At 59.3% G+C, this 24,211-nt stretch carries 22 protein-coding genes and 1 pseudogene; 14 read left to right on the forward strand and 9 right to left on the reverse strand.

The window, feature by feature from the left end:
• The first annotated feature begins 2 nt into the window (after nucleotides 1–2).
• From paaC to paaY, 11 genes are all read left to right on the forward strand, one after another.
• A complete protein-coding gene (gene paaC / locus CWM58_RS02025; protein ID WP_100680093.1) occupies nucleotides 3–758 on the forward strand; it encodes a 1,2-phenylacetyl-CoA epoxidase subunit PaaC in 756 nt (251 codons plus the stop codon).
• An 11-nt stretch (nucleotides 759–769) separates the two neighbouring features.
• Nucleotides 770–1,267, forward strand: a complete 498-nt coding sequence (gene paaD / locus CWM58_RS02030) for a 1,2-phenylacetyl-CoA epoxidase subunit PaaD (protein ID WP_100680094.1) — start codon at nucleotides 770–772, stop codon at nucleotides 1,265–1,267.
• A 7-nt stretch (nucleotides 1,268–1,274) separates the two neighbouring features.
• Complete coding sequence (paaE, locus tag CWM58_RS02035; protein WP_100680095.1) at nucleotides 1,275–2,345, forward strand: 1,2-phenylacetyl-CoA epoxidase subunit PaaE; 1,071 nt, start codon at nucleotides 1,275–1,277, stop codon at nucleotides 2,343–2,345.
• Complete coding sequence (paaF, locus tag CWM58_RS02040) at nucleotides 2,342–3,109, forward strand: 2,3-dehydroadipyl-CoA hydratase PaaF (RefSeq protein WP_100680096.1); 768 nt, start codon at nucleotides 2,342–2,344, stop codon at nucleotides 3,107–3,109. Before paaE ends, paaF begins: the two co-directional genes overlap by 4 nt.
• Nucleotides 3,110–3,111: 2 nt before the next feature.
• Complete coding sequence (gene paaG / locus CWM58_RS02045) at nucleotides 3,112–3,900, forward strand: 2-(1,2-epoxy-1,2-dihydrophenyl)acetyl-CoA isomerase PaaG (RefSeq protein ID WP_100680097.1); 789 nt, start codon at nucleotides 3,112–3,114, stop codon at nucleotides 3,898–3,900.
• Between the two features lie 3 nt (nucleotides 3,901–3,903).
• On the forward strand, nucleotides 3,904–5,349 hold the full coding sequence (gene paaH / locus CWM58_RS02050; protein ID WP_100680098.1) for a 3-hydroxyacyl-CoA dehydrogenase PaaH: 1,446 nt from the start codon (nucleotides 3,904–3,906) through the stop codon (nucleotides 5,347–5,349).
• Complete coding sequence (paaI, locus tag CWM58_RS02055) at nucleotides 5,339–5,761, forward strand: hydroxyphenylacetyl-CoA thioesterase PaaI (protein WP_002902876.1); 423 nt, start codon at nucleotides 5,339–5,341, stop codon at nucleotides 5,759–5,761. Before paaH ends, paaI begins: the two co-directional genes overlap by 11 nt.
• Nucleotides 5,761–6,966 carry a 3-oxoadipyl-CoA thiolase gene (pcaF, locus tag CWM58_RS02060; RefSeq protein ID WP_100680099.1) on the forward strand — a complete coding sequence of 402 codons (1,206 nt, stop codon included), beginning with the start codon at nucleotides 5,761–5,763 and terminating at the stop codon, nucleotides 6,964–6,966. Before paaI ends, pcaF begins: the two co-directional genes overlap by 1 nt.
• Before the next feature lie 26 nt (nucleotides 6,967–6,992).
• Nucleotides 6,993–8,309: a phenylacetate--CoA ligase PaaK gene (paaK, locus tag CWM58_RS02065; RefSeq protein WP_004148224.1), complete on the forward strand. Its 1,317-nt coding sequence runs from the start codon at nucleotides 6,993–6,995 to the stop codon at nucleotides 8,307–8,309.
• A gap of 99 nt (nucleotides 8,310–8,408) precedes the next feature.
• Entirely contained in the window at nucleotides 8,409–9,335 is a 927-nt protein-coding gene (paaX, locus tag CWM58_RS02070) for a phenylacetic acid degradation operon negative regulatory protein PaaX (RefSeq protein ID WP_165785672.1), read from the forward strand.
• A gap of 9 nt (nucleotides 9,336–9,344) precedes the next feature.
• A complete protein-coding gene (gene paaY, locus CWM58_RS02075) occupies nucleotides 9,345–9,941 on the forward strand; it encodes a phenylacetic acid degradation protein PaaY (protein WP_008805114.1) in 597 nt (198 codons plus the stop codon).
• 32 nt (nucleotides 9,942–9,973) lie between these two features.
• Here the strand turns inward: paaY and nadS are convergent, their stop codons facing one another.
• From nadS to azoR, 3 genes are all read right to left on the reverse strand, one after another.
• Entirely contained in the window at nucleotides 9,974–10,258 is a 285-nt protein-coding gene (gene nadS / locus CWM58_RS02080; protein WP_088716961.1) for a NadS family protein, read from the reverse strand.
• Nucleotide 10,259: 1 nt separating this feature from the next.
• Nucleotides 10,260–10,592, reverse strand: coding sequence for a type II toxin-antitoxin system RelE/ParE family toxin (locus CWM58_RS02085; protein ID WP_100680101.1), 333 nt, complete (start codon nucleotides 10,590–10,592; stop codon nucleotides 10,260–10,262).
• A gap of 244 nt (nucleotides 10,593–10,836) precedes the next feature.
• A complete protein-coding gene (azoR, locus tag CWM58_RS02090; RefSeq protein WP_100680102.1) occupies nucleotides 10,837–11,442 on the reverse strand; it encodes an FMN-dependent NADH-azoreductase in 606 nt (201 codons plus the stop codon).
• Between the two features lie 260 nt (nucleotides 11,443–11,702).
• Between azoR and hrpA the strand changes: the two genes are divergently transcribed.
• Complete coding sequence (hrpA, locus tag CWM58_RS02095; RefSeq protein ID WP_264755268.1) at nucleotides 11,703–15,548, forward strand: ATP-dependent RNA helicase HrpA; 3,846 nt, start codon at nucleotides 11,703–11,705, stop codon at nucleotides 15,546–15,548.
• Nucleotides 15,549–15,577: 29 nt separating this feature from the next.
• The gene (locus CWM58_RS02100; protein ID WP_227520692.1) at nucleotides 15,578–16,591 is read left to right on the forward strand and encodes a hypothetical protein; all 1,014 of its coding nucleotides are present in this window, start codon (nucleotides 15,578–15,580) and stop codon (nucleotides 16,589–16,591) included.
• 100 nt (nucleotides 16,592–16,691) lie between these two features.
• On the opposite strand, the gene CWM58_RS02105 is transcribed toward CWM58_RS02100, so the two are convergent.
• From CWM58_RS02105 to CWM58_RS02130, 6 genes and pseudogenes are all read right to left on the reverse strand, one after another.
• Entirely contained in the window at nucleotides 16,692–17,351 is a 660-nt protein-coding gene (locus CWM58_RS02105; RefSeq protein WP_100680104.1) for an O-methyltransferase, read from the reverse strand.
• 103 nt (nucleotides 17,352–17,454) lie between these two features.
• Nucleotides 17,455–18,825: an efflux transporter outer membrane subunit gene (locus tag CWM58_RS02110; protein WP_100680105.1), complete on the reverse strand. Its 1,371-nt coding sequence runs from the start codon at nucleotides 18,823–18,825 to the stop codon at nucleotides 17,455–17,457.
• Nucleotides 18,822–19,907: an HlyD family secretion protein gene (locus tag CWM58_RS02115; protein WP_100680106.1), complete on the reverse strand. Its 1,086-nt coding sequence runs from the start codon at nucleotides 19,905–19,907 to the stop codon at nucleotides 18,822–18,824. Before CWM58_RS02115 ends, CWM58_RS02110 begins: the two co-directional genes overlap by 4 nt.
• A 28-nt stretch (nucleotides 19,908–19,935) precedes the next feature.
• A pseudogene (locus CWM58_RS02120) lies at nucleotides 19,936–21,588 on the reverse strand (MFS transporter).
• Nucleotides 21,588–22,019, reverse strand: coding sequence for a MarR family winged helix-turn-helix transcriptional regulator (locus CWM58_RS02125; protein WP_008805105.1), 432 nt, complete (start codon nucleotides 22,017–22,019; stop codon nucleotides 21,588–21,590). Before CWM58_RS02125 ends, CWM58_RS02120 begins: the two are co-directional and overlap by 1 nt.
• A 137-nt stretch (nucleotides 22,020–22,156) precedes the next feature.
• Complete coding sequence (locus tag CWM58_RS02130) at nucleotides 22,157–23,071, reverse strand: LysR family transcriptional regulator (RefSeq protein ID WP_100680107.1); 915 nt, start codon at nucleotides 23,069–23,071, stop codon at nucleotides 22,157–22,159.
• A gap of 100 nt (nucleotides 23,072–23,171) precedes the next feature.
• Here CWM58_RS02130 and CWM58_RS02135 point away from each other — a divergent pair, with 100 nt between their 5' ends.
• Entirely contained in the window at nucleotides 23,172–24,170 is a 999-nt protein-coding gene (locus CWM58_RS02135) for an aldo/keto reductase (RefSeq protein ID WP_008805103.1), read from the forward strand.
• The last annotated feature ends 41 nt before the right edge of the window (nucleotides 24,171–24,211 follow it).

The raw sequence follows: 24,211 nt of genomic DNA on the forward strand, positions 1-24,211 counted from the left end.
CGATGAATAACCCTAACCCCGTAGCCACCTACGCCCTGCGGCTTGGCGACAATGGTCTGGTTCTGGCCCAGCGTTTAGGCGCCTGGTGCGGCCATGCTCCCGAGCTCGAGATCGATCTTGCGCTGGCCAATATCGGCCTCGACCTGCTCGGCCAGGCGCGTAACTTTTTAAGCTATGCCGCCGAGCTTAACGGCTGCGGCGACGAAGATACGCTGGCCTTTGGCCGCGATGAGCGCCAGTTCAGCAACCTGCTGCTGGTGGAGCAGCCAAACGGCAATTTTGCCGACACTCTCGCCCGTCAGTTCTTTATCGACGTCTGGCACGTCGCCCTGTTCAGCCGCCTGGTGAACAGCCGCGATACGCAGCTGGCGGCCATTGCCGCTAAAGGGCTGAAAGAGGTGCGTTACCACCAGCGTTTTAGCCGCGGCTGGCTGGAGCGTCTCGGTAACGGCACCGAGATATCAAACCGCAAAATGCAGCAGGCGGTCGACAATCTGTGGCGCTTCACCGGCGAACTGTTCCTGGCTGATGAAGTGGAGCTCAGCCTGGTTGAGCAGGGCATTGCGGTTGATCCGCGTGAACTGCAGGCCGAATGGCAAAGCGCGGTACACACGGCGCTGCTCGACTCCGGCTTACAAATCCCGCAGGAAGCGGCCTTCCGCAGCGGCGGCAAACAGGGGCTGCACAGTGAACATCTCGGCCCGCTGCTGGCGGAGATGCAATATCTGCAGCGTTCACTTCCCGGACTGCAGTGGTAAGTGAGGTGACTATGCAACGTCTTGCGGATATCGCTCCCGCTGAAGTTCGCACCATCTGGGGATTGTTAAGCGCCATTCCGGATCCGGAAGTGCCGGTACTCACCATCACCGACCTCGGAATGGTGCGCAGCGTCGCGCGCCACGGCGACGGCTGGGTGATTGGCTTTACCCCGACCTATTCGGGCTGTCCGGCGACGGAGCATCTGCTGGGCGAGATCCGTACGGTCATGAGCGAGCATGGCTTTCTGCCGGTACATATCGTCCTGAAGTTAGATCCGCCCTGGACCACCGACTGGATGAACCAGGAGGCCCGCGAGCGCCTGCGCCAGTACGGCATCAGCCCGCCCCAGGGGCACGCCTGCCATGCGGACATGCCCGCTGAGGTGAGCTGTCCGCGCTGCGGCAGCACCCATACCTCGCTGATTAGCGAATTCGGTTCCACGGCATGCAAAGCGCTCTATCGCTGCGACAGCTGCCGCGAACCTTTTGATTACTTTAAATGTATTTGAGGTTGCCATGACGACGTTCCATTCGCTTAAGGTGGTGAGAGTCGAGCCGGAAACCCGCGATGCGGTGACCATCACTTTTGCGATCCCGCAAGCCCTGCAGGCGGAATACTGCTTTCGTCCGGGCCAGCATCTGACGCTAAAAGCCCGTCTGGGCGGCGAAGAACTCCGCCGCTGTTACTCCATTTGTCGCAGCCGCACGCCCGGCGAAATTAGCGTTGCGGTCAAAGCCATCGACGGCGGGCGCTTCTCGCGCTACGCCCAGCACGATATCCAGCAGGGGATGGAGCTGGACGTGATGGTGCCGCAGGGACATTTCGGTTATCAACCGCAGGCCGAACGGCAGGGTGAATATCTGGCGATTGCCGCCGGCTCCGGGATCACGCCGATGATGGCGATCATGAGCGCGACGCTGGCGACCGAGCCGCACAGCCGCTTCACGCTGATCTACGGCAACCGCAGCAGCCATAGCATGATGTTCCGCCAGGCGCTGGCCGATTTAAAAGACCGTTATCCGCAGCGCCTGCAGGTGATACACCTGTTTAGCCAGGAGTCGATGGACAGCGATCTGCTACAGGGGCGCATTGACGGCGACAAACTGCGCCAGCTCGCTGACCATCTGCTGGATTTTAGCCGTTTCGACGAGGCCTTTATCTGCGGTCCGGCGGTGATGATGGACGAGGCGGAAGCGACGTTACGTGAGCTTGGCGTAGCGGAGAAATCGATTCATCTCGAACGCTTTAATACCCCAGGCGGCAATGTGAAGCGCGCCGCTGGCGTGCAGGCGGAAGGACGCACGGTGACCATCCGCCAGGACGGGCGCGATCGGCTGATCGCCCTCAGCGCCGAAGACGACAGCATTCTGGATGCCGCGTTGCGTCAGGGCGCGGATCTGCCGTTCGCCTGTAAGGGCGGGGTTTGCGCCACCTGTAAATGCAAAGTGCTGCGCGGTGAAGTGGCGATGGCCGCCAATTACAGCCTGGAAGCGGATGAGCTGGCGGCGGGATATATTCTGAGCTGCCAGTCGCTGCCAACCAGCGGCGACGTGGTGGTCGATTTTGACGCGCGGGGGATGGCATGAGTGACCTGCTGATCCACCGTCATGGCCGGGTGCTACAGCTGACACTAAACCGTCCGCAGGCCCGCAACGCGCTGAACAATGCCTTATTGACCCAGATTGCCGAGGCGCTGGAGGTTGCGGCCACTGATGACAGCGTCGGCGTCTGCGTTATCAGCGGCAACCCGCGCTTTTTCGCCGCCGGGGCCGACCTTAACGAAATGGCGGAAAAAGATCTGCCAGCCACCCTTGATGATATTCGCCCACGGTTATGGGCGCGAATCGATGCTTTTACTAAACCGCTCATCGCTTCGGTCAACGGCTACGCGCTCGGCGCCGGCTGCGAGCTGGCCCTGCTGTGCGACCTGATTGTCGCTGGCGACAACGCCCGATTTGGCCTGCCGGAAATTACCCTCGGCATTATGCCGGGCGCGGGCGGCACCCAGCGTCTGATCCGCAGCGTTGGCAAGGCGCTGGCCAGCCGAATGGTGCTGAGCGGCGAGAGTATTGACGCCCGCCAGGCCCTGCAGGCCGGATTGGTCAGCGATATCCATCCGACGGCATTAACCGATGAGTATGCCCTGAAACTGGCCGCCACCATTGCGCGCCATTCGCCGTTAGCGCTACGGGCGGCAAAACAGTCGCTGCGCCTGTCGCAGGAAGTCAGCCTGCAGGCCGGTCTGCAACAGGAGCGTCAGCTGTTTAGCCTGCTGAGCGCCACCGAGGACCGCCGCGAAGGCATCGATGCCTTCTTACAAAAACGTACACCGGAATTTAAAGGACGCTAATCGTGGAAGCTTTCATTCTCAGCGTAGTGGAACAGGGCGTCATGACCATTACCCTCAATCGCCCGGACCGCCTCAACAGTTTTAACGATCTGATGCATCAACAGCTGGCGGAATGTCTGAAGCAGGCCGAGCGCGATGACGGCGTACGCTGCTTGCTGATCACCGGCGCCGGACGCGGCTTTTGCGCCGGCCAGGATTTGAACGACCGCAATGTCGATCCCAGCGGCCCGCCGCCGGATCTCGGTCTGTCGGTAGAACGCTTTTACAACCCGCTGGTACGCCGTCTGGCGGCGCTGCCGAAACCGGTCATCTGCGCGGTTAACGGCGTGGCCGCTGGCGCAGGCGCCACCCTGGCGCTGGGCTGCGATATCGTGCTGGCCGCGCGTTCGGCTAAATTTGTGATGGCGTTCAGCAAGCTCGGCCTGGTGCCGGACTGCGGCGGTAGCTGGTTCCTGCCGCGGGTGGCCGGCCGTGCGCGCGCGATGGGGCTGGCGCTGCTGGGCGATAGCCTCAGCGCGGAACAGGCCGCGCAGTGGGGGATTATCTGGCAACTGGTGGACGATTCAGAACTGGCGGATACCAGTCTGCAACTGGCGCGCCATCTGGCGGCGCAACCGACGTTTGGTCTTGGGCTGATTAAAAAGGCGTTGCTGGCTGCTGAAACCAACAGTCTTGATGCGCAGCTGGATCTGGAGCGCGATTATCAGCGCCTGGCCGGGCGCAGCGATGATTACCGCGAAGGGGTCAGCGCGTTTCTGGCCAAACGGCCACCACAGTTCAGCGGGAAATAGGCCATGACAACATCCTTTGCCACCGTGGCGGTGATTGGCAGCGGCACCATGGGAGCCGGTATTGCCGAAGTAGCCGCTGCCGCCGGACATCCGGTGCGTATTTTCGATATTAATCCAACCGCGATTGCCCAGGCGATCGATGGCATTGCTATGCGTCTGGCCTCACGGGTCGAGCGCGGCAAACTGGCGTCAGAGCAGGCCGACGCGCTGCTGGCGCGCCTGCAGCCGGCTCACGATTTAGCCGCGCTTGCCGACGCAGATTTAGTAATTGAAGCGGCCTCTGAACGGCTGGAGGTCAAAACGGCGCTGTTCGCGCAGCTGGCGGCGATCTGCGCGCCGTCAACGTTGTTGACCAGCAATACCTCGTCTATTTCGATTACCGCCATCGCCGCCGGGGTCAAAAACCCGGAGCGGGTGGCCGGGCTGCACTTTTTTAATCCGGCGCCGGTGATGAAGCTGGTCGAGGTGGTTAGTGGCCTTGCGACCTCTGCAGAAGTGGTGGAGCAGCTGTGCCAGTGCGTAAGCGGCTGGGGGAAACAGCCGGTACGCTGCCGCTCAACGCCCGGTTTTATCGTTAACCGCGTAGCGCGTCCATTCTACGCTGAGGCCTGGCGCGCGCTGGAAGAGCAGGTTGCCGCCCCTGAGATTATTGATGCCGCTTTGCGTGACGGCGGTGGTTTTCCGATGGGGCCGTTAGCGCTGACGGACCTGATTGGTCAGGACGTCAATTTCGCCGTGACCTGCTCGGTATTCAACGCCTTCTGGCAGGACCGCCGCTACCTGCCATCGCTCCTGCAGCAAGAGCTGGCGCTGGCCGGGCGGCTGGGTAAAAAGAGCGGCCACGGCGTCTATCACTGGCCCACGGAGACGCAGCCGGACGTGGCGTTGCCGCCGGTTGCCAATGGCGCTCAATCCGTGATGACTGTCAGTGACAGTGACAGTGACAGTGACAGTGACAGTGTCACTGAGCTGGACGAACTGCTGTTGCTGGAAACCGAAGGCGAGACCGCGCTGGCGCTAAGTGTTAAGCATCACCGCCCGGTGGTGGTGTATGACCTGTGCGCCAGCGATACGGTGGTACTGGCCGCAGCGGCGACCAACGCGCCGGCGGCGACGGATAAAGCGGTGCACTACTTCCAGCAGCAGGGCAAGAAAGTGCTGCGTATTGCCGATTACCCCGGCCTGCTGGTGTGGCGCACGGTGGCGATGCTGATTAACGAAGCGCTGGATGCGGTGCAAAAAGGCGTCGCCAGCCCGCAGGATATCGATACCGCGATGCGGCTTGGCGTCAACTATCCGCGAGGCCCGCTGGCGTGGGGAGAAAGCCTCGGCTGGCGGCGGGTGCTGCAACTGCTGGAGAACCTGCAACATCATTACGGCGAGGAGCGCTATCGCCCGAGTTCCCTGCTGCGCCAGAAGGCACTGATGGAGAAGCACCATGAGCAATGATCCGTGGCGCAACGCGCGCGTGATGTACGAAAAAGATACCTGCGCCAGAAAGATGGGGATTGAACTTATCGAAATGGACGACGGCTTTGCGCAGATGAGCATGACCGTCTCGGCGGACATGCTTAACGGTCATCAAACCTGTCACGGCGGTCAGCTATTTACGCTTGCCGATACCGCTTTCGCCTACGCCTGTAACAGCCAGGGGCTGGCGGCGGTGGCCTCGGCGGCAAGCATTGATTTTCTTCGTCCGGCGTTTGCCGGCGACCGGCTGGTCGCCACCGCCAGAGTCAAACAGCAGGGCAAGCTGACCGGCGTCTACGACATTGAAATTGTTAATCAACAGCAAAAAATTGTGGCCCTGTTCCGCGGCAAATCGCACCGCATCGGCGGCACAATCACAGGAGACGTGTAATGCGCGACGCCTTTATTTGTGACGGGATCCGCACGCCGATTGGCCGCTACGGCGGCGCGCTGGCCAGCGTCCGCACCGACGACCTGGCGGCGATCCCGCTACGTGAGCTGCTGAGCCGTAACCCAGGGCTCGACCCGGCAGCGATTGATGATGTGATTTTCGGCTGTGCGAACCAGGCCGGTGAAGATAACCGCAACGTAGCGCACATGGCGACGCTGTTGGCAGGTTACCCGCATAGCGTGCCGGGTACCACGATTAACCGCCTGTGCGGATCGGGTCTGGATGCGATCGGCTTTGCCGCCAGGGCGATCAAAGCAGGCGATGCCGATCTGCTGATTGCCGGCGGCGTGGAATCGATGTCGCGCGCGCCGTTCGTGATGGGAAAAGCCAGCGCGCCGTACCAGCGTCAGGCGGAACTCTTTGATACCACGATTGGCTGGCGTTTTGTGAACCCGCTCATGGCGCAACACTTTGGAACTGACAGCATGCCGGAAACGGCCGAGAATGTAGCTGAATTGTTAAATATCAGCCGAGCCGATCAGGACGCTTTCGCCTGGCGCAGCCAGCAGCGCACGGCGCAGGCCCAGCGTGACGGCATTCTGGCGCAGGAAATCGTGCCGGTGCAGATCATCGGCCGGAAAGGGGCGGTTAGCGATGTGCGCGAGGACGAGCATCCCCGCCCGGAAACCACGCTTGAGCAGATGGCGAAACTGAAAGCGCCGTTCCGCCAGGGCGGCGTCATTACCGCGGGCAATGCTTCTGGCGTTAACGATGGCGCCGCGGCGCTGATCATCGCCAGCGAACAGCAGGCCGCTATCCAGGGGCTCACGCCGCGGGCGCGTATCGTGGCGATGGCGACGGCGGGTGTTGAACCGCGCCTGATGGGGCTGGGGCCGGTACCGGCAGTGCGTAAAGTGCTGGAGCGCGCCGGACTCAATATTAACGATATGGATCTGATTGAGCTGAATGAGGCCTTCGCCGCGCAGGCGCTGGGGGTGCTCAGGCAACTCGGCGTGCCGGATGATGCGGCGCACGTGAATCCCAACGGCGGCGCCATTGCGTTAGGTCATCCGCTGGGCATGAGCGGCGCGCGACTGGCGCTCAGCGCCAGTCTTGAGCTGCAACGCCGGGGCGGGCGCTATGCGCTGTGTACGATGTGTATTGGCGTGGGTCAGGGCATTGCCATGATCCTCGAGCGAGTGTGAGCTAATTTACCTGCGAGTACCCTACAATGATAACTACTACAAAATTAGATCCGATTGAAACCGCATCGCGTGATGAACTGCAGGCTCTGCAAACCCAGCGCCTGAAATGGACGCTCAAGCATGCGTATGAAAATGTGCCGATGTATCGCCGCAAATTCGACGCCGCCGGCGTGCACCCTGACGACTTTCGGGAATTAAACGATCTGCAAAAATTCCCCTGTACCACCAAACAAGATCTGCGCGACAACTATCCCTTCGATACCTTCGCGGTGCCGATGGAGCAGGTGGTGCGCATTCACGCTTCATCCGGCACCACCGGCAAACCGACGGTGGTGGGCTACACGCAGAACGATATTGATAACTGGGCCAATATCGTCGCCCGTTCGCTGCGCGCGGCCGGTGGTTCAGCGAAAGATAAAATTCACGTCGCCTACGGCTACGGCCTGTTTACCGGCGGCCTTGGCGCGCACTACGGCGCGGAGCGTTTAGGCGCGACGGTGATCCCGATGTCCGGCGGACAGACCGAAAAACAGGCGCAGCTGATCCGCGACTTCCAGCCGGATATGATCATGGTGACGCCGTCCTACTGTCTGAATCTGATTGAAGAGCTGGAGCGCCAGATGGGCGGCGATGCCCGCGGCTGTTCATTGCGGGTCGGGGTCTTTGGCGCTGAGCCGTGGACGCTGGCGATGCGCGCGGAAATCGAGCGCCGCCTGGGGATCACCGCGCTGGATATTTACGGTCTGTCAGAGGTGATGGGGCCAGGGGTGGCAATGGAGTGTCTGGAAACCGTTGACGGCCCGACCATCTGGGAAGATCACTTCTTCCCGGAAATCGTCAACCCGGACGACGGTACGCCGCTGGAAGATGGCGAGCATGGCGAGCTGCTGTTCACCACATTGACCAAAGAAGCACTGCCGGTGATCCGCTATCGTACCCGCGATCTGACGCGCCTGCTGCCGGGCACCGCGCGGACCATGCGCCGCATGGATCGCATCAGCGGACGCAGCGACGATATGCTGATTATCCGCGGGGTTAACGTCTTCCCATCGCAGCTGGAAGAGGAGATCCTCAAGTTTGAACACCTGGCGCCGCACTATCAGTTAGAGGTGAATCGCCGCGGTCATCTTGATTCGCTGGCGGTGCGCGTTGAACTGAAAGAGAGCGGGCTGGCGCTGAGTCATGAACAGCGCTGCCAGATTTGCCATCAGCTGCGTCACCGCATTAAGTCGATGGTCGGGATCTCCACCGATATTACTATCGTCAACTGCGGCAGCATTCCGCGCTCGGAAGGGAAAGCCTGTCGGGTATTCGACCTGCGTAAAGCGGTGGTCAGCGGTTAATTCTCTCCCCGGTAACCCGGCTGAGGCCTTTACGCCATAAGCCGGGATTTTCCTGTGCTATGATTCATAAAGGAAAAATATAACAACAGAATGAATCAGATGAGTAAACTCGACGCCTTTATTCAACAAGCGGTGACGACGATGCCGATCAGCGGTACGTCATTGATTGCCTCGCTGTATGGCGACGCGTTATTACAACGCGGTGGGGAAGTGTGGCTGGGTAGCGTCGCGGCGCTGCTGGAAGGATTAGGATTTGGCGAGCGCTTTGTCCGCACTGCGCTATTCCGTCTCAATAAAGAAGAGTGGCTTGATGTCGTGCGTATCGGCCGGCGCAGCTTTTATCGCCTGAGTGATAAAGGACTACGTCTGACCCGGCGCGCGGAACATAAAATTTATCGGGCGAATGCCCCCGAATGGGACGGCACCTGGCTGCTGCTATTGTCGGAAGGGTTAGAAAAAACGGTTCTGGCGGAAGTCAAAAAGCAACTGTTATGGCAGGGATTTGGCGCGCTGGCGCCGAGCCTGCTGGCCTCACCGTCGCAAAAACTGGCGGATGTCCAGTCGCTGCTTCACGAAGCGGGCGTCGCCGAAAACGTCATCTGTTTTGAAGCCCATTCGCCGCTGGCGCTCTCCCGTGCGGCGCTGCGCAGCCGCGTGGAGGAGTGCTGGCATCTCACCGAACAAAACGAGATGTATGAATCGTTCATCTCGCTATTCCGACCGTTACTGCCGCTGCTGCGCGACTGCGACCCGGCCGAGCTGACGCCTGAGCGCTGTTTCCAGATCCAGCTGCTGCTGATCCATTTTTATCGCCGGGTGGTGCTCAAAGATCCGCTGCTGCCGGAGGAACTGCTGCCGGCGCACTGGGCGGGGCAAACCGCCCGCCAGCTGTGTATCAATATTTATCAACGCGTGAATCCCGGCGCGCTGGCGTTCGTCAGCGAGAAAGGGGAAAGCTCGGTCGGCGAGCTTCCGGCGCCGGGCCCGCTCTATTATCAGCGCTTTGGCGGTTTGCCGGGCGCATAAGGAGGTTGCATGCCGATTTATCAGATTGATGGACTGACGCCAGTGGTGCCGGAAGAGAGCTACGTCCACCCAACCGCCGTGCTGATTGGCGACGTGATCCTCGGTAAAGGGGTCTATGTTGGGCCCAACGCCAGCCTGCGCGGCGATTTTGGCCGCATCGTGGTCAAAGACGGCGCCAATATTCAGGACAACTGCGTCATGCATGGATTCCCCGGCCAGGATACGGTGGTGGAAGAGGATGGCCACATCGGTCACGGCGCAATTCTGCACGGCTGCGTGATTGGCCGCAACGCGCTGGTGGGAATGAGCGCGGTGATTATCGACGGGGCGGTCATTGGCGAAAACAGCATTGTCGGCGCTTCGGCCTTTGTCAAAGCCAACGCCGAGATGCCCGCCAACCATCTGATTATCGGCAGCCCGGCAAAAGCGATTCGCACCCTGAGCGAACAGGAGCTGGCGTGGAAAAAACAGGGTACACGTGAATACCAGGTGCTGGTGGAGCGCTGTAAGCAGACGCTGCATCAGGTGGAGCCATTACGGGAAGTGGAAGCAGGGCGTAAGCGACTGGAGTTTGATGAAAACCTGCGGCCAAAAACGCAGCGCTAACTTCCCAGGGCAACCCGGAGAGGTTGAGTGGATTAGTGCTCAGCCAGTTCGCGAAAGAACGCCGGGTTGGCCTGGATAACCGCCAGTACTTTTGCTGCCAGGCCTGTCGGGTTGCGCCGCCTGGACTCCCAGCTTTTGATGGTATCCACGCTGGTACCCAGTGCTTTTGCCATTTCCGCCTGCGAAACATTAAGCTGCGCGCGGATGGCTTTCACATCAGCCACTTCATAGCGCGTCGCTCGGGCTGGGGCCTTGTTGCCGTCTTTGATCTCAACAGCCTCTTCCAGAGATGCTTTAAGCTCGTCAAAGTAACCCATTTCAAACCTCATTTTTTAGTCGCCGGGTCAGTTTCCTGAGTTCGTTTTTTTCCGCTGCGCTCAGGCTCTCTTTGGTGTGCTTCGGGTAGGCTAAGACGAGATAGATAATCTCGCGGGTTGCCAGAAAATAAATCACCCGCACGCCGCCGCTTTTTCCCTGTGAGCCTGTCGCCATTCTTATTTTGCGTAACCCGCCGGTATCCTGGATGACATCGCCAAAATCCGGGTTGCCTATGAGTTGCCTCTGCAGTGCCCTCAGATCTTCATCGCAGGCCAGCTGTTTTATCTGGCGGGTAAATAGCGACGTTTCGATAAATTCAATGGCATGACACACGAAAACGCTCCTTGCTAAGGTACCATGTACACCATTGAGTGTACATAGTACGCACTCCTGTTTTTGACCATGACAACGGTTGCCGTCAGCCACCGGTAGTGAGCCAGATTCGTGCGGCGACAGCCATGGTACAGGCCGGATGCTTAAGGCGTTGGAATGATGCGTGAATTTACGAGGCGGCTCGTAAAAGGGGAAACGGGCGAGGGGGAAAAAACACTCCCACCGGGCGGCGGGAGTGGAAATCTTAGGCTGCAACCACGCTGTCGATGGCCGCTTTGGCATCGGACTGCGCTTTGGCCGCCACTTCCGGGCCGTAAGCGATACCTTCGGCGAACACGAAGTTCACGTCGGTGATGCCGATGAAGCCGAGGAAGGTGGACAGGTACGGGGTGACCAGGTCGGTCGGGGTATCTTTATGGATACCGCCGCGGCTGGTAACGACGACCGCACGTTTACCGGTCACCAGACCTTCCGGCCCTTTCTCGGTGTAGCGGAAGGTGACGCCGGCGCGAGCCACCAGGTCAAAATAGTTTTTCAGCTGCGTCGGGATGTTGAAGTTGTACATCGGGGCAGCGATAACAATCACATCGTTCGCTTTCAGTTCGGCGATCAGCTCGTCGGAAAGGGACAGCGCTTCCTGCTGACGCGGGGTCAGCGGGGTGTCGCTCGGACGCAGGGCGCCGACCAGTTCACCATCCAGGACCGGGATCGGATTAGCGGCCAGGTCACGCACGGTGATCTCATCGCCCGGGTGTTTTTCCTGCCATTGTTCAACAAAATAGTCGGAAAGCTGACCAGATTGTGAGTACCCTGCCAGAATACTGGATTTCAGAACTAATACTTTGCTCATGGGTGTTTCCTTTTTTAATGTGATTGACGGGTCAATGCCCTGGTGCTTGTTGACACTGTATTCACAATCGCGCCACAGAGATAGCGCAATATATCGAATCCTATGTTCAGATTTTTTGAACAAGGCGCGAATGACACAGATGTGGTACTCTAAGGCAATACTTCAAAAGAGATTTTCCCGGCAGAGCTCTGCCCGATAACGCTATGACAGAACAACAAAAAATCACCTTCCCCCAGCTTTATCAACAGCTCGACGGCCTGATGCTGCGCGATAAAACGCGATTTTCCCGCCGTCTGCACGGTGTGAAGAAGGTTAAAAATCCTGAATCGCAACAGGCCATTCTGCAGGAGATGGCGCAGGAGATAAGCCAGGCAGCCGGTAAAGTCCTGCTGCGCGAAGCGGCGCGTCCGGCCATCACCTATCCGGAAAACCTGCCGGTTAGCCAGAAAAAACAAGAGATTCTCGAGGCGGTGCGCGACCACCAGGTGGTGATTGTCGCCGGGGAGACCGGTTCGGGCAAAACCACCCAGTTGCCCAAAATCTGCATGGAGCTGGGGCGCGGGCTGAAAGGACTCATCGGTCATACCCAGCCGCGTCGTCTGGCGGCGCGGACCGTCGCCAACCGTATTGCCGAAGAGCTGCAAAGCGAGCCGGGCGGTTGCATCGGCTATAAAGTCCGCTTTAGCGATCACGTCAGCGACAACACCATGGTCAAGCTGATGACCGACGGTATCCTGCTGGCGGAGATCCAGCAGGATCGCATGCTGATGCAGTACGACACCATCATTATCGATGAAGCGCACGAGCGTAGCCTGAACATCGATTTTCTGCTCGGCTATCTGAAAGAGCTGCTGCCGCGTCGTCCGGACCTGAAAATCATCATTACCTCGGCGACCATCGACCCGGAACGTTTCTCAAAGCATTTCAATCATGCGCCCATTATCGAAGTCTCCGGGCGGACTTACCCGGTGGAAGTCCGCTACCGGCCGATAGTGGAAGAGGCGGACGATACCGAGCGCGATCAGTTACAGGCGATTTTTGATGCGGTTGACGAACTGGGGCGCGAAGGGCCCGGTGATATTCTGATCTTTATGAGCGGTGAGCGGGAAATTCGCGATACCGCTGATGCGCTGAATAAACTGGATCTGCGCCATACCGAAGTGCTGCCGCTGTACGCCCGTTTGTCCAACAGCGAGCAGAACCGCGTCTTCCAGCCGCACAGCGGACGACGCATCGTGCTGGCGACCAACGTGGCGGAAACCTCGCTGACCGTGCCGGGCATTAAATACGTTATCGATCCCGGTACTGCGCGTATCAGCCGTTACAGCTACCGCACCAAGGTGCAGCGCCTGCCTATCGAGCCGGTTTCCCAGGCGTCCGCCAACCAGCGTAAGGGCCGCTGCGGCCGCGTTTCGGAAGGGATCTGTATTCGTCTTTATTCGGAAGACGATTTCCTGTCGCGGCCGGAGTTTACCGACCCGGAAATTCTGCGTACCAACCTGGCGTCGGTCATCCTGCAGATGACCGCCCTGGGCTTAGGCGATATCGCCGCCTTCCCGTTTGTCGAAGCGCCGGATAAGCGCAATATTCAGGACGGCGTGCGCCTGCTGGAAGAGCTGGGCGCCATCACCACCGATGAGCAGGCCACCGCCTATAAGCTAACGCCGATGGGCCGCCAGCTTAGCCAACTGCCGGTGGATCCACGTCTGGCGCGCATGGTGCTGGAGGCTCAGAAGCACGGCTGCGTGCGGGAAGCGATGATCATCACCTCCGCGCTGTCGATTCAGGACCCGCGCGAGCGGCCGATGGATAAGCAGCAGGCCTCTGACGAGAAGCACCGCCGCTTCCACGATAAAGAGTCTGATTTCCTCGCCTTCGTCAATCTGTGGAACTACCTTGGCGAGCAGCAGAAGGCGCTGTCGTCGAATCAGTTCCGCCGCCAGTGCCGGGTCGATTTTCTTAACTATCTGCGCGTGCGCGAGTGGCAGGACATCTACACCCAGCTGCGCCAGGTGGTGAAAGAGCTCGGCCTGCCGATCAACAGCGAGCCGGCGGAATATCGCGAGATCCATACCGCGTTGCTGACCGGTTTGCTGTCGCACATCGGTATGAAAGATGCCGATAAGCAGGAGTTTACCGGCGCGCGCAACGCCCGCTTCTCCATCTTCCCGGGTTCCGGCTTGTTTAAAAAGCCGCCGAAGTGGACGATGGTGGCCGAGCTGGTAGAAACCAGCCGACTGTGGGGGCGCATCGCCGCCCGCATTGAGCCGGAGTGGGTGGAGCCGGTAGCGCAGCACCTGATCAAGCGCTCGTACAGTGAACCGCACTGGGAGCGGGCGCAGGGCGCGGTGATGGCGACGGAAAAGGTCACCGTCTACGGCCTGCCGATCGTTGGCGCGCGTAAGGTCAACTACAGCCAGATCGACCCGGCGCTGTGCCGCGAGCTGTTTATTCGCCACGCGCTGGTGGAGGGCGACTGGCAGACGCGGCATGCCTTCTTCCGGGAAAACCTGAAGCTGCGGGCGGAAATCGAAGAGCTGGAGCATAAATCGCGCCGCCGCGACATCCTGGTGGATGACGAAACCCTGTTCGAGTTCTACGACCAGCGCATTAGCCACGACGTCATCTCCGCCCGTCATTTTGATGCCTGGTGGAAGCAGGCCAACCGCGAAACGCCAGACTTGCTCAATTTTGAAAAGAGCATGCTGATTAAAGAGGGGGCGGAGCAGGTCAGCAAGCTGGACTACCCGAACTTCTGGCATCAGGGCAATCTCAAGCTGCGGCTTAGCTACCAGTTTGAACCGGGCGCCGATGCCGATGGCGTGACGGTGCATATTCCGCTGCCGCTGCTGAACCAGGTGGAGGAGGCCGGGTTTGAATGGCAGATCCCCGGCCTGCGTCGCGAGCTGATTATCGCGCTGATAAAATCGCTGCCGAAGCCGGTGCGGCGCAATTTCGTCCCGGCCCCTAACTATGCGGAAGCGTTTCTCGGCAGGGCGACGCCGCTTGAGCTGCCGCTGCTCGATTCGCTGGAGCGTGAGTTGCGTAAGATGACCGGCGTGTCCATCGACCGCGAGGCCTGGCAGTGGGATCAGGTGCCCGATCACCTGAAAATCACCTTCCGGGTGGTGGATGACAAAAACAAGAAGCTGCAGGAAGGGCGCTCGCTGCAGGCGTTGAAAGACGCCCTGAAGGGCAAAGTGCAGGAGACGCTGTCGGCGGTGGCCGATGACGGCATCGAGCAGAGCGGGCTGCATATCTGGAGCTTTGGCACGCTGGCGGAAAGTTACGAACAGAAACGCGGCAACTATAAGGTGAAAGCCTGGCCGGCGCTGGTGGACGAGCGCGACAGCGTGGCCATCAAGCTGTTTGATAATCCACAGGAACAGCAGCAGGCCATGTGGCGCGGTCTGCGTCGCCTGCTGCTGCTCAACATCCCGTCGCCGATTAAGTATCTGCACGAGAAACTGCCAAATAAAGCCAAGCTTGGGCTCTATTTTAATCCGTATGGCAAAGTGCTGGATCTGATTGACGATTGCATCTCCTGCGGCGTTGATAAGCTTATCGACGAGGCGGGCGGTCCGGTGTGGACGGAAGAGGGCTTCAGTCAGCTGCACGAGAAGGTCCGCGCCGAGCTTAACGACACGGTGGTGGAGATCGCCAAACAGGTCGAGCAGATCCTCACCGCGGTGTTCAATATCAACAAACGGCTGAAAGGCCGCGTGGATATGACCATGGCGCTGGGGCTGTCGGATATCAAAGCGCAGATGGCGGGCCTGGTGTATCGCGGCTTTGTCACCGGCAACGGCTTCCGCCGTCTTGGCGATACGCTGCGCTATCTGCAGGCGATTGAAAAGCGTCTGGAGAAGATGGCTATCGATCCGCACCGCGACCGCGCACAGATGCTGAAAATTGAGAGCGTGCAGCAGGCGTGGCAGCAGTGGCTGAATAAGCTGCCGCCGAACCGCCGTGAGGACGACGATGTCCGGGAGATCCGCTGGATGATCGAGGAACTGCGGGTGAGCTTCTTCGCCCAGCAGCTGGGCACCCCGTATCCTATCTCGGACAAACGCGTCCTGCAGGCGATGGAGCAGATCACGCCATAATCCTCTCCTTCCCCCCGCCCGGTGGCGCTGTGCTTGCCGGGTGGGGGCATATCCTGAGGCTGATACTCATCAGTACGCCGCACCCGATAATCTTCCCGCCCCTGATGTGGCCCATACCGGTTATCCCGGACGTAAAATTAACGGATTCTGAAAATCGCCCCGGTGGCTTGGGGAACTTGCGTTATTGGCGTATTTTTAGCCTCGCTTTGCCGGATAAACAGGACACGGAGTCTATTTTTACGATGATGGCTATGTACAGACTATTTATGCTGGTGTCGGCCATTCTTGTTATTACGGCGTGTAAACCCTTCGTTGACGCTTTCTCCTGTGATGAAACCCAGCGGGCGATCAACGATGCCAATTTTTTTATTTTGACCTATCTTACGCCGCTGACTGGCGAGGTGCAGAGCGTGCAAATCGTCGGTAGCCAAAATAACGAGTCTGGCACCCTTCGTTTTGCCCAGTGCCGTCGGCTGGAACGTTATGAGCGAGCAAAAACCTTTAATACCGCGAATGACTCCACGATAGTCAGAGATAATGTTCACTGGCGAAATGATAAAGGATGGATGCGGGAATATATCCGACAGACCCGGAGCGCGACGGGAAATATCAGAAAAATGGTCATGCGTAAGCAGTTCTACACCGATAATCTCGGGCGCATTGTACGTTCAGAGAATCTACTCGTGTCGCAGCAACCGCCCAAAGCCATGAGCACAACCACCTATCACTATGACGACCGCCACCGGCTGGTGCGTAAAACGGTCAATGGCGGCATGATGGCCATGCTTGTTGTCAATTATCGCTACGCGGAAGGGCATTTAAGCCGCATTGCCGACTCGGATGCGACCACGACGCTGCGTTGGGATGAAAAAGGGCGGTGGTTATCCGAGGAAAGAACCACCACGTATCGTACAAAACACCAGTCGCGCTGTTTAGGCTGGGACCCCGAGGGGAACTGTACCGGGGAATATGGCGAGCATGAAGGATACGGCGGAAAAAGCGAAGACTCTCTGCACTATCAGTATACGTATTATCCCCAATGATCGTCAGCGGAAGAATGCCGCTGGTGACGCGTCCCGGCGCGGGTTTTCTCCCTCTCCCTGGGGGAGAGGGCCGGGGTGAGGGCATCAGGCCGCCCGGATCTCACCCATTCACCAGCGCCAGCGTAAACCCATCCCATCCCTTGATGCCCACCGTCTGCAGCGCAGTGGCGGTGAGCCGCGGGTTATCCCCGATCATTTCGATAAACCGACGCACGCCCTGCACGCGCGCATCATCGCTTTGCCCGTTAATCACTTCGCCATCGCGCACCACGTTATCGCCCACGATCAGCGTCCCGGGGCGCGAATAGTGCAGCGCCCACTCCAGATAGCGAGGATTATTAGGTTTATCGGCATCAATAAAGATCAGGTCGAACGGCTGCACATCCGCGAGATTTTCCAGCGTGTTCAGCGCCGGTCCTTCAATAAGTTCAATACGATCGTTTAGCCCCGCAAGGCGGATATTCTGGCGCGCCACCCCGGCATGGCCAGGATCGGCCTCGAGGGTAATCAGCTTTCCGTCGGCGGGCAGCGCGCGCGCCATCCAGATAGCGCTATAGGCGCCGAGTGTGCCAATTTCCAGGATCCGCCGCGCCTGCGTTATGCGCACCAACAGCGCCAGAAATTGCCCCTGATTGGCCGCAACATCATGTTCAGGTAGCCCGGCGCGTTTGTTGTTTTCCAGTACCTGACTCAGTACGTCATCTTCAGGAATAAGCGAAGAAATCATGAAATTATCGACGGCAGACCACTGTTGTTGCATAGATTGACTCCCTGGTGGTAGTTGCCGGGTAGCGCGACGCTATCCCGGTCTGAATATGGGTTTCCGTGCTCTCCACGGTTGTGGACCGGCGCGCACAGGGTATTCACGCGTTCATCCAGCCGCCTCCCAGCGCCCGGTACAGATCGATCTGCGCCAGCAGCAGGTTGTTTTTCACCTGCACCACGCTCAACTGGGTGGAGAACAGCGTTCGCTGGGCATCAAGCACATCCAGATACGAAGAGTAGCCGTTACGGTAGCGATTCTGCGCAATACGCAATGTTTCCTCCGCCACCGCCACCTGCCCCTGCAGTTCGGTCAGCTGTTCACCGTAGCGGCTAATGGCGTCAAGGCTGTCATTCACCTCTTTGAACGCGCCGCGCACCGTTTTCTCATAGCTGTAGAGCGCCTGGTTGCGCTGGGCCATGGAGACATCTACCTGGGCATTTAGCGCCTGGCGGTTAAGCAGCGGGGCCAGAATACTGCCGCCGACGCTCCACAGCCGCAGCGGGTTGTCCAGCAGGTCCGGCAGTGTACGATCCTGCAGGCTGCCGGTGGCGGTGAGGTTGATGACGGGGAGCAACTGCGCCTGCGACGAGGCCAGGGTGGCATCGGCGGCCACCAGCTGACGCTGAGCCTGTACGATATCCGGGCGGCGGTTGAGTAAGGTGGACGGCAGTTGCGACGGCAGACGCAGCGGAGTGAGCTGGGCGAACTCGCCGCGTTTTACCGCGCCGGGATTATCACCGAGCAGCACGCTGAGGGCATTTTCCTGCTGCGCAATCTGATGTTGTAGCGGCGGGATCTGCGCCCGCGTTGAGCGCAGCTCCGAATCTGCCTGCATCAGCTCAAGGCGTGAAGTATACCCGGTTTCAAACTGACGTTTGGCCAGGCGCCACGCGTCTTCCCGTGATTTCAGCGTCTGCTGGGTAACCCGCAGCTGCTCATCCAGCGACAACAGCGTCAGGTAGCCGACGGCCACCGAGCTGGCGACGCTCAAATTGGCCGCGGCTGCAGCGGCTTTTTGCGCCTCGAGGCTGGCCCCGGCGGCGCTGGCCGCGCTGCGATTCGCTCCCCAGATATCGACGTCATAGCTGGCGGTCAGGCCGCCTTTGTACAGCGTGCTGTGGATCGGCAGGCCGGTGGCGGCGGACTGCGCGCGGGCGCGGGTGCCGGTCAGGCTGGCGTCCAGCGAGGGGAAAAGGCTGCTGTCGGCGGCATAGGCCCGCGCCTGATACTCATTCACCCGCTCCCGGGCGATCAGCACATCGCTGTTATAGCGCAGCGCCCGGTCGACATACTGGTTGAGCGTGCTGTCATGGAAATTACGCCACCAGACGCCTTCCACCGGGCTGGCAGGGCCAACGTCGGCCCGCCAGGCGGCAGGGATGGTGAGCGTCGGTTGCGCCCGCTGCACGTCGGCGGACTGACAGCCGACCAGCGCCAGGGCGAGGGCAAGGGTGACCGGGCGGATCATGGCTGTTTCTCCGCGCGGGTATCAATGGTCACCTGCACCGACATACCGGGACGCAGGTGTTCGCTGTACTTCTGCCCGTCGTTGACCGTAATGCGCACCGGGATCCGCTGGGCGATCTTGACGAAGTTGCCGGTGGCGTTGTCCGGTGAGATGGCGCTGAATTCCACCCCGGTCGCCGGGGAGATGCTCTGCACCTTGCCGTGGAAACGCTCGCCGTTGAGCGCGTCGACGGTGAAGGTCACCGGCTGACCGAGACGCACATCGGCCAGCTGGGTCTCTTTCAGGTTGGCGATCACCCAGTGCTGGGGAGGTACCAGCGAAGTCAGATGGGTCCCGGCGCTGACGTAGGCGCCAAGACGCACCGAAATCTGCCCCAGCTGGCCGCCGGTGGGGGCGCTGATCTGCGTATTCTGCAGGTCGATCTGCGCCAGCTCGAGTGCGGCTTTGGCGCTGGCAACATCGGCTTCCAGCGAGTCGCGATTGACGATGGTCGATTCACGGTCCTGGCGCGACATCTCCAGCGCCGCTTTCGCCTGTTCAATATCCGCAGCCCCTTGCGCCGCGCTGGCGCGCGCCGAATCACGCTCGCGGATCGACAGCGAACCATCGGCAGTCAGCTCCTGCACCCGTTTTAAATCGGCCTGGATTTTCAGATTCTGCGCGCGGGCGTTTTGCAGCGCGGCTTCATTTTTGGCAATCGTCGCCTCGGCGCTTTTGCGCTGCTGCAGGTTGTTGCGCAGCGCCGCCTCTTTCATCGCCAGGGTAGCCTGAGCCTGATGCACCCGCTGCTTATAGATGCGATCGTCTATCTGGAACAGCACCTCGCCCGGCTCGACAATCGCGAAATCTTTGACGTTGACGGCAGTGATATAGCCGTTGACCTGCGGGCTGATAAAGGTGGTCTGCCCGCGCACATAGGCGTTGTCGGTAAACTGGCTATGCCGGGTGAACGGCGGCAGTTGCCAGGCGTAGAGGATCACCAGTACGCCGACGATACCTATCGCCGCGGCGGTAAAAATGGAGACCACGCGAATGTTGTTCCGGGTGTTGGCCTGTTGTTTGGCCGCATCCTGCTGACTCATAACGACTCCAGAGATGAAATGATGATAATTATTTGCTGCCGGTGGCGCGTTTTAAGGCGATACGGGCGGTCAGTCGTAAGCGAATTAAGCGCCAGAAAACCCACACTAATGTCCCGGCGGAGATGGCCGCCGTCAGCAGGTAGGTGTCATTCCAGGCGAGAATATTGGCCTGCAGCGTCGCGGCGTTTTGCAGCAGGGTGGTGGCCTGAACGTTAAGCAGGGTGCTGTCGCCGATCTGGCTCTGATACATCTGGCTATACTGCTGCAGCCGCTCGACGATCAGCGGGTTCAGGGTGGTGATCTGGTCCGCCAGCTGGCTGGAGTGAAATTTTTCCCGCCAGGTCTGGAAGGTGCCGAGGATCGCCGACCCCAGCAGACCGCCGATGTTCTGGCTCATGCCGAATAGCACCGAGAAGCTGACCAGGTTGCGCGGATCGGCAAACACGCCGCCAATGCCGGCGAGCATCGCCGGGGCCAGAAAGAAGGCGCTGCCGAAGCCGAGTAAAAACTGGCTGAACATTAATTGTTCCGGACGGGTGAGGGCGTTGGACTGGCTGTCGAGCAGCGAGGCTACCATGATCAGCGCCAGGGCGGTGGCGGTCGGCCAGTAGAGCTTCTGCGGGTTGAGCGTCAGACAACTGGCGATGATCCCGCACAGAATGCCGGCGAAAATTGACCATGCGAGGTTAGTCATCTGTTCGTTTTGCAGACCAACGTACTGCAACCAGCCGATGACCCCGGTGTTTTGCTCCGCCAGCACGATGCGGATCAGCAGCATAATCAGGCCGAGGCGTACGATGCTGCCGCTGGAGAGCCACTTGGTATTGAGCAGGGGATTGCTGCGGTTATGCTCAAAGGCGATAGCGGCGACGATCAGCACCACCGCTGCCGCCAGCGACCAGCCGATCCACGGCGCTTCAAACCACCACTCGAGCCGCCCCAGCGACAGCACGGCGCACACCAGCGCCATGCCGGGCGCCAGCAGAAAGAAGGTGATAAAATCCTTCTTCTCGAACACCTTTTTACGATCGCTCGGCGGCAGTTTCAGCGCGATGACGCAGGCCAGCGACACCAGCGCCAGCCCCAGTTCAAAGAAGTAAAGGCCGCGCCATTCATCGATCTGCAGCAGTTCGGTGGAAAAGAGACGCGCCAGCGGAATGGCCAGCGACGAGCCGGTGATGCCGATGGTTAGCCCTTTCAGGCGGTGGCGTGCGGGCCAGGCCTGCACCTGGTAGTAGATCCCCAGCGAGCTGAGCGCTGCGGCCACCATGCCGTGGGCGGCGCGGACCATTATCGCCGAGCTGAGATCGTTGACGAACAGGTGGAAAAAGGTGACCAGCACATAGAGCACCAGAAAGCCTTCGGTAAAGGCGCGCAGCCCAAACTGCTGGCGAAATTTCACCAGCAGCAGGTTGATGGAGACGTTGGTCATGACGTATACCGCCGGCAGCCAGGCGATCTCGGTCGACCACGCGGCGAAGGTACCCTGCAGCAGCTGCAGGTTGGCGGTGACCACCGCGTTGCCCAGCGCGCCGGTGAGACACACCAGCAGGCCGACCACGCCATAGGCGAGACGTTTCGCCGGACTGTGCAGCGGCGTCGAGGGCGAGCCGAGCAGGGCCGGTTTTTCATGCGGCGCCCAGTCATGCGGGGCGTAGGGGTTACCCTGGCGACGGGGCATTATTTCTTCTCCACTTCACGCAACAGCTTTTCCAGCACCCGCTGAGTTTGTTCCCGCTCCTGCGGGGTGATCGCCGTCAGGATCTCCTCGCGCAGATCGTCCGCCACCGTTTTGACCTGCTCATACAGCGCCATTCCCTGCTCGGTGGCGACCAGCAGCCGCTTACGTTTATCGCTGGCGGTGGTGACACGCTCCACCAGACCGAGGGCGACCAGCCGGTTGATCAGCGGCACAATGGTCGGACTCTCTACCCCCAGCTCCTGCGCCAGTTCGCTTTGCGACAGCGGCTGTGGCTGGCGGGCAATGGCCGCGACCGCCACCCAGCTGGCCTGGCTCAGGCCAAGGTCCTTCAACCGACGGTTAACCGCCAGCCGCCAGTGATGGGCGGTGAGGTATAAAAGATGAGAGAAGTTTAGCTGTCGGTTATCCATAGGTCGTCTGCCAATATCGTTAGAGCTCTAACGAGTTTATGCCGGGCGACCGCCATAATTCAAGGCGAAGGAAAAAAAGTGGTTAACGGTATGTGCGTTTATTGTGGCAAATAGCGATGGGTTAACCCGCGAACCCTTTACTCACTGAGGATGTTCTTATTCTGCGCCATCACCCAGGTGATAAAGGCCCGCAGCGGCACTGGAATATGTTTCCGGCTCGGGTAGTAGACGCAAAAATGGTCTGCCGGATAGTGGTAGTCGGGTAACAAACGGACCAGACTGCCCGCGCTCAGCTGCTGCGTCACCAGCGACTGATAGACAAAGGCGATGCCTAATCCGCTCTCCGCCGCCTGGATCATCGCCGTATCGGAATCAACGACCAGATCGCCTCTGACCGAGACTTCGCTAGGCTCCCCGCAGGGGCTAATAAACTCCCAACGGTACTTTTCGCCGCTGGGAAAACAGCGGTTGATGCAGCGGAAATTGACCAGCGACTGCGGGGTGTCGGGCTCTCCGGCCTCGCGGATATAGGCCGGGCTGGCCACCGGGATCAGCGACAGATTCTCGCCAAAGGGGATGGCAATCATATCTTTGGGCACATCCTGCGAATAGCGAATACCGGCGTCAAAACCGGACTCAATAATATTGACTTTCCGATCGGTGGTATACAGTTCGAGCGTCACATCGGGATAGGCGGTTTTAAAGGCAATAAAATAGTGTTGAAAAAACAGGTCAAGAACAATACGCGGTAAATTGACTTTCACCATGCCTTCCGGCGTCAGGCGATGATAATTCAGGCTGTCAACCACCCGGCGATAATCATTGACCACCGGCGTCATATTATTAAGAAATTCCTCACCCACGGCAGTTAATGACAAACTGCGCGTCGAGCGATTTAGCAGGCGCACGCCTAACTTTTCTTCCAGATGATTAATAGCGCTGGTGAGGGCCGGTGGTGAAAGATTTAATGCCCTGGCGGCCTGGCGAAAACTGCCATGTTTCACTATGAGTATTAATATTTCAATTTGTTGCAAATCCGGCAAGGTTTTCATTGTTAATTTCCAGCTAACACCGCGTTCGGAATAGATTAATTGTTATCAATGTAAAATGGAAGTATATATTTAATAACATTCAGCACGTAAGGAAAATAAGGTGAAAACACGTTATCTCGGAAAAGAGAAGTTCCAGGTTTCCGCATTGGGTCTCGGGTGTATGGGAATGAGTTTCGCCTACGGCGGTGCCGAGGAGTCGCAGGCGATTAATACGATTCATGCCGCGGTGGACATGGGCGTGACCTTCCTGGATTCTGCCGAAGTGTATGGCCCTTTCGATAATGAAGTCCTTGTCGGGAAAGCGATAAAAGGTATCCGCGATAAGGTGCAGATTGCCACCAAGTTTGGTTTTCGTATTTTGCCGACCGGCCAGGGACTGGAGCGCATGGCAGGCGTCGACAGCCGTCCGGAACATATTCGCGAGTCAGTGGAAGGGTCGCTGAAGCGGCTGAATATTGAGACCATCGATCTGCTCTATCAGCACCGCGTCGATCCGGCGGTGCCGGTGGAAGACGTGGTGGGCACCATGGCCGACCTGGTTAAAGAGGGTAAAATTCGCCATATCGGACTGTCGGAAGTCTCAGCCCAGACGCTGCGTCGGGCCTGCAAGGTGCATCCGATTACCGCCGTGCAGACGGAATACTCGCTGTGGACCCGCGAGCCGGAGGCCGGTATTCTCAACGCCTGCCGCGAGCTGGGGGTGGGCTTTGTCCCATACAGCCCGCTGGGGCGCGGCTTCCTGACGGGAAAAATCACCGATCCTGGCGTCTTCGCTGAGGATGATTTCCGCCGCAATCTGCCGCGCTTCCAGGCCGAGACCATGCGCAAAAACCAGCTGCTGCTTGAGCGCCTGCAGCAGGTGGCCACGCGCTATGACGCGACTCTTGCGCAGATTGCCCTTGCCTGGGTCATGAGCAAAGGCGAGGATATTGTGCCTATCCCGGGGGCGAGGAAAATTGCCCATCTGCGCGATAATGCCGGAGCCGCGAATATTACCCTCTCTCCTGAGGATATTCTCACCATCGAAGATATTTTCACTCCCGATAACGTCACTGGCTTACGCTATAACCAGGGCGACTTTAACTTAATCGAAAAATAACCCCCTGAATACTATTCTCCCGCCGCCCTGGCGGGAGATGA

Source organism: Klebsiella sp. H-Nf2 (assembly GCF_002806645.1).
Lineage (GTDB): Bacteria > Pseudomonadota > Gammaproteobacteria > Enterobacterales > Enterobacteriaceae > Klebsiella > Klebsiella variicola.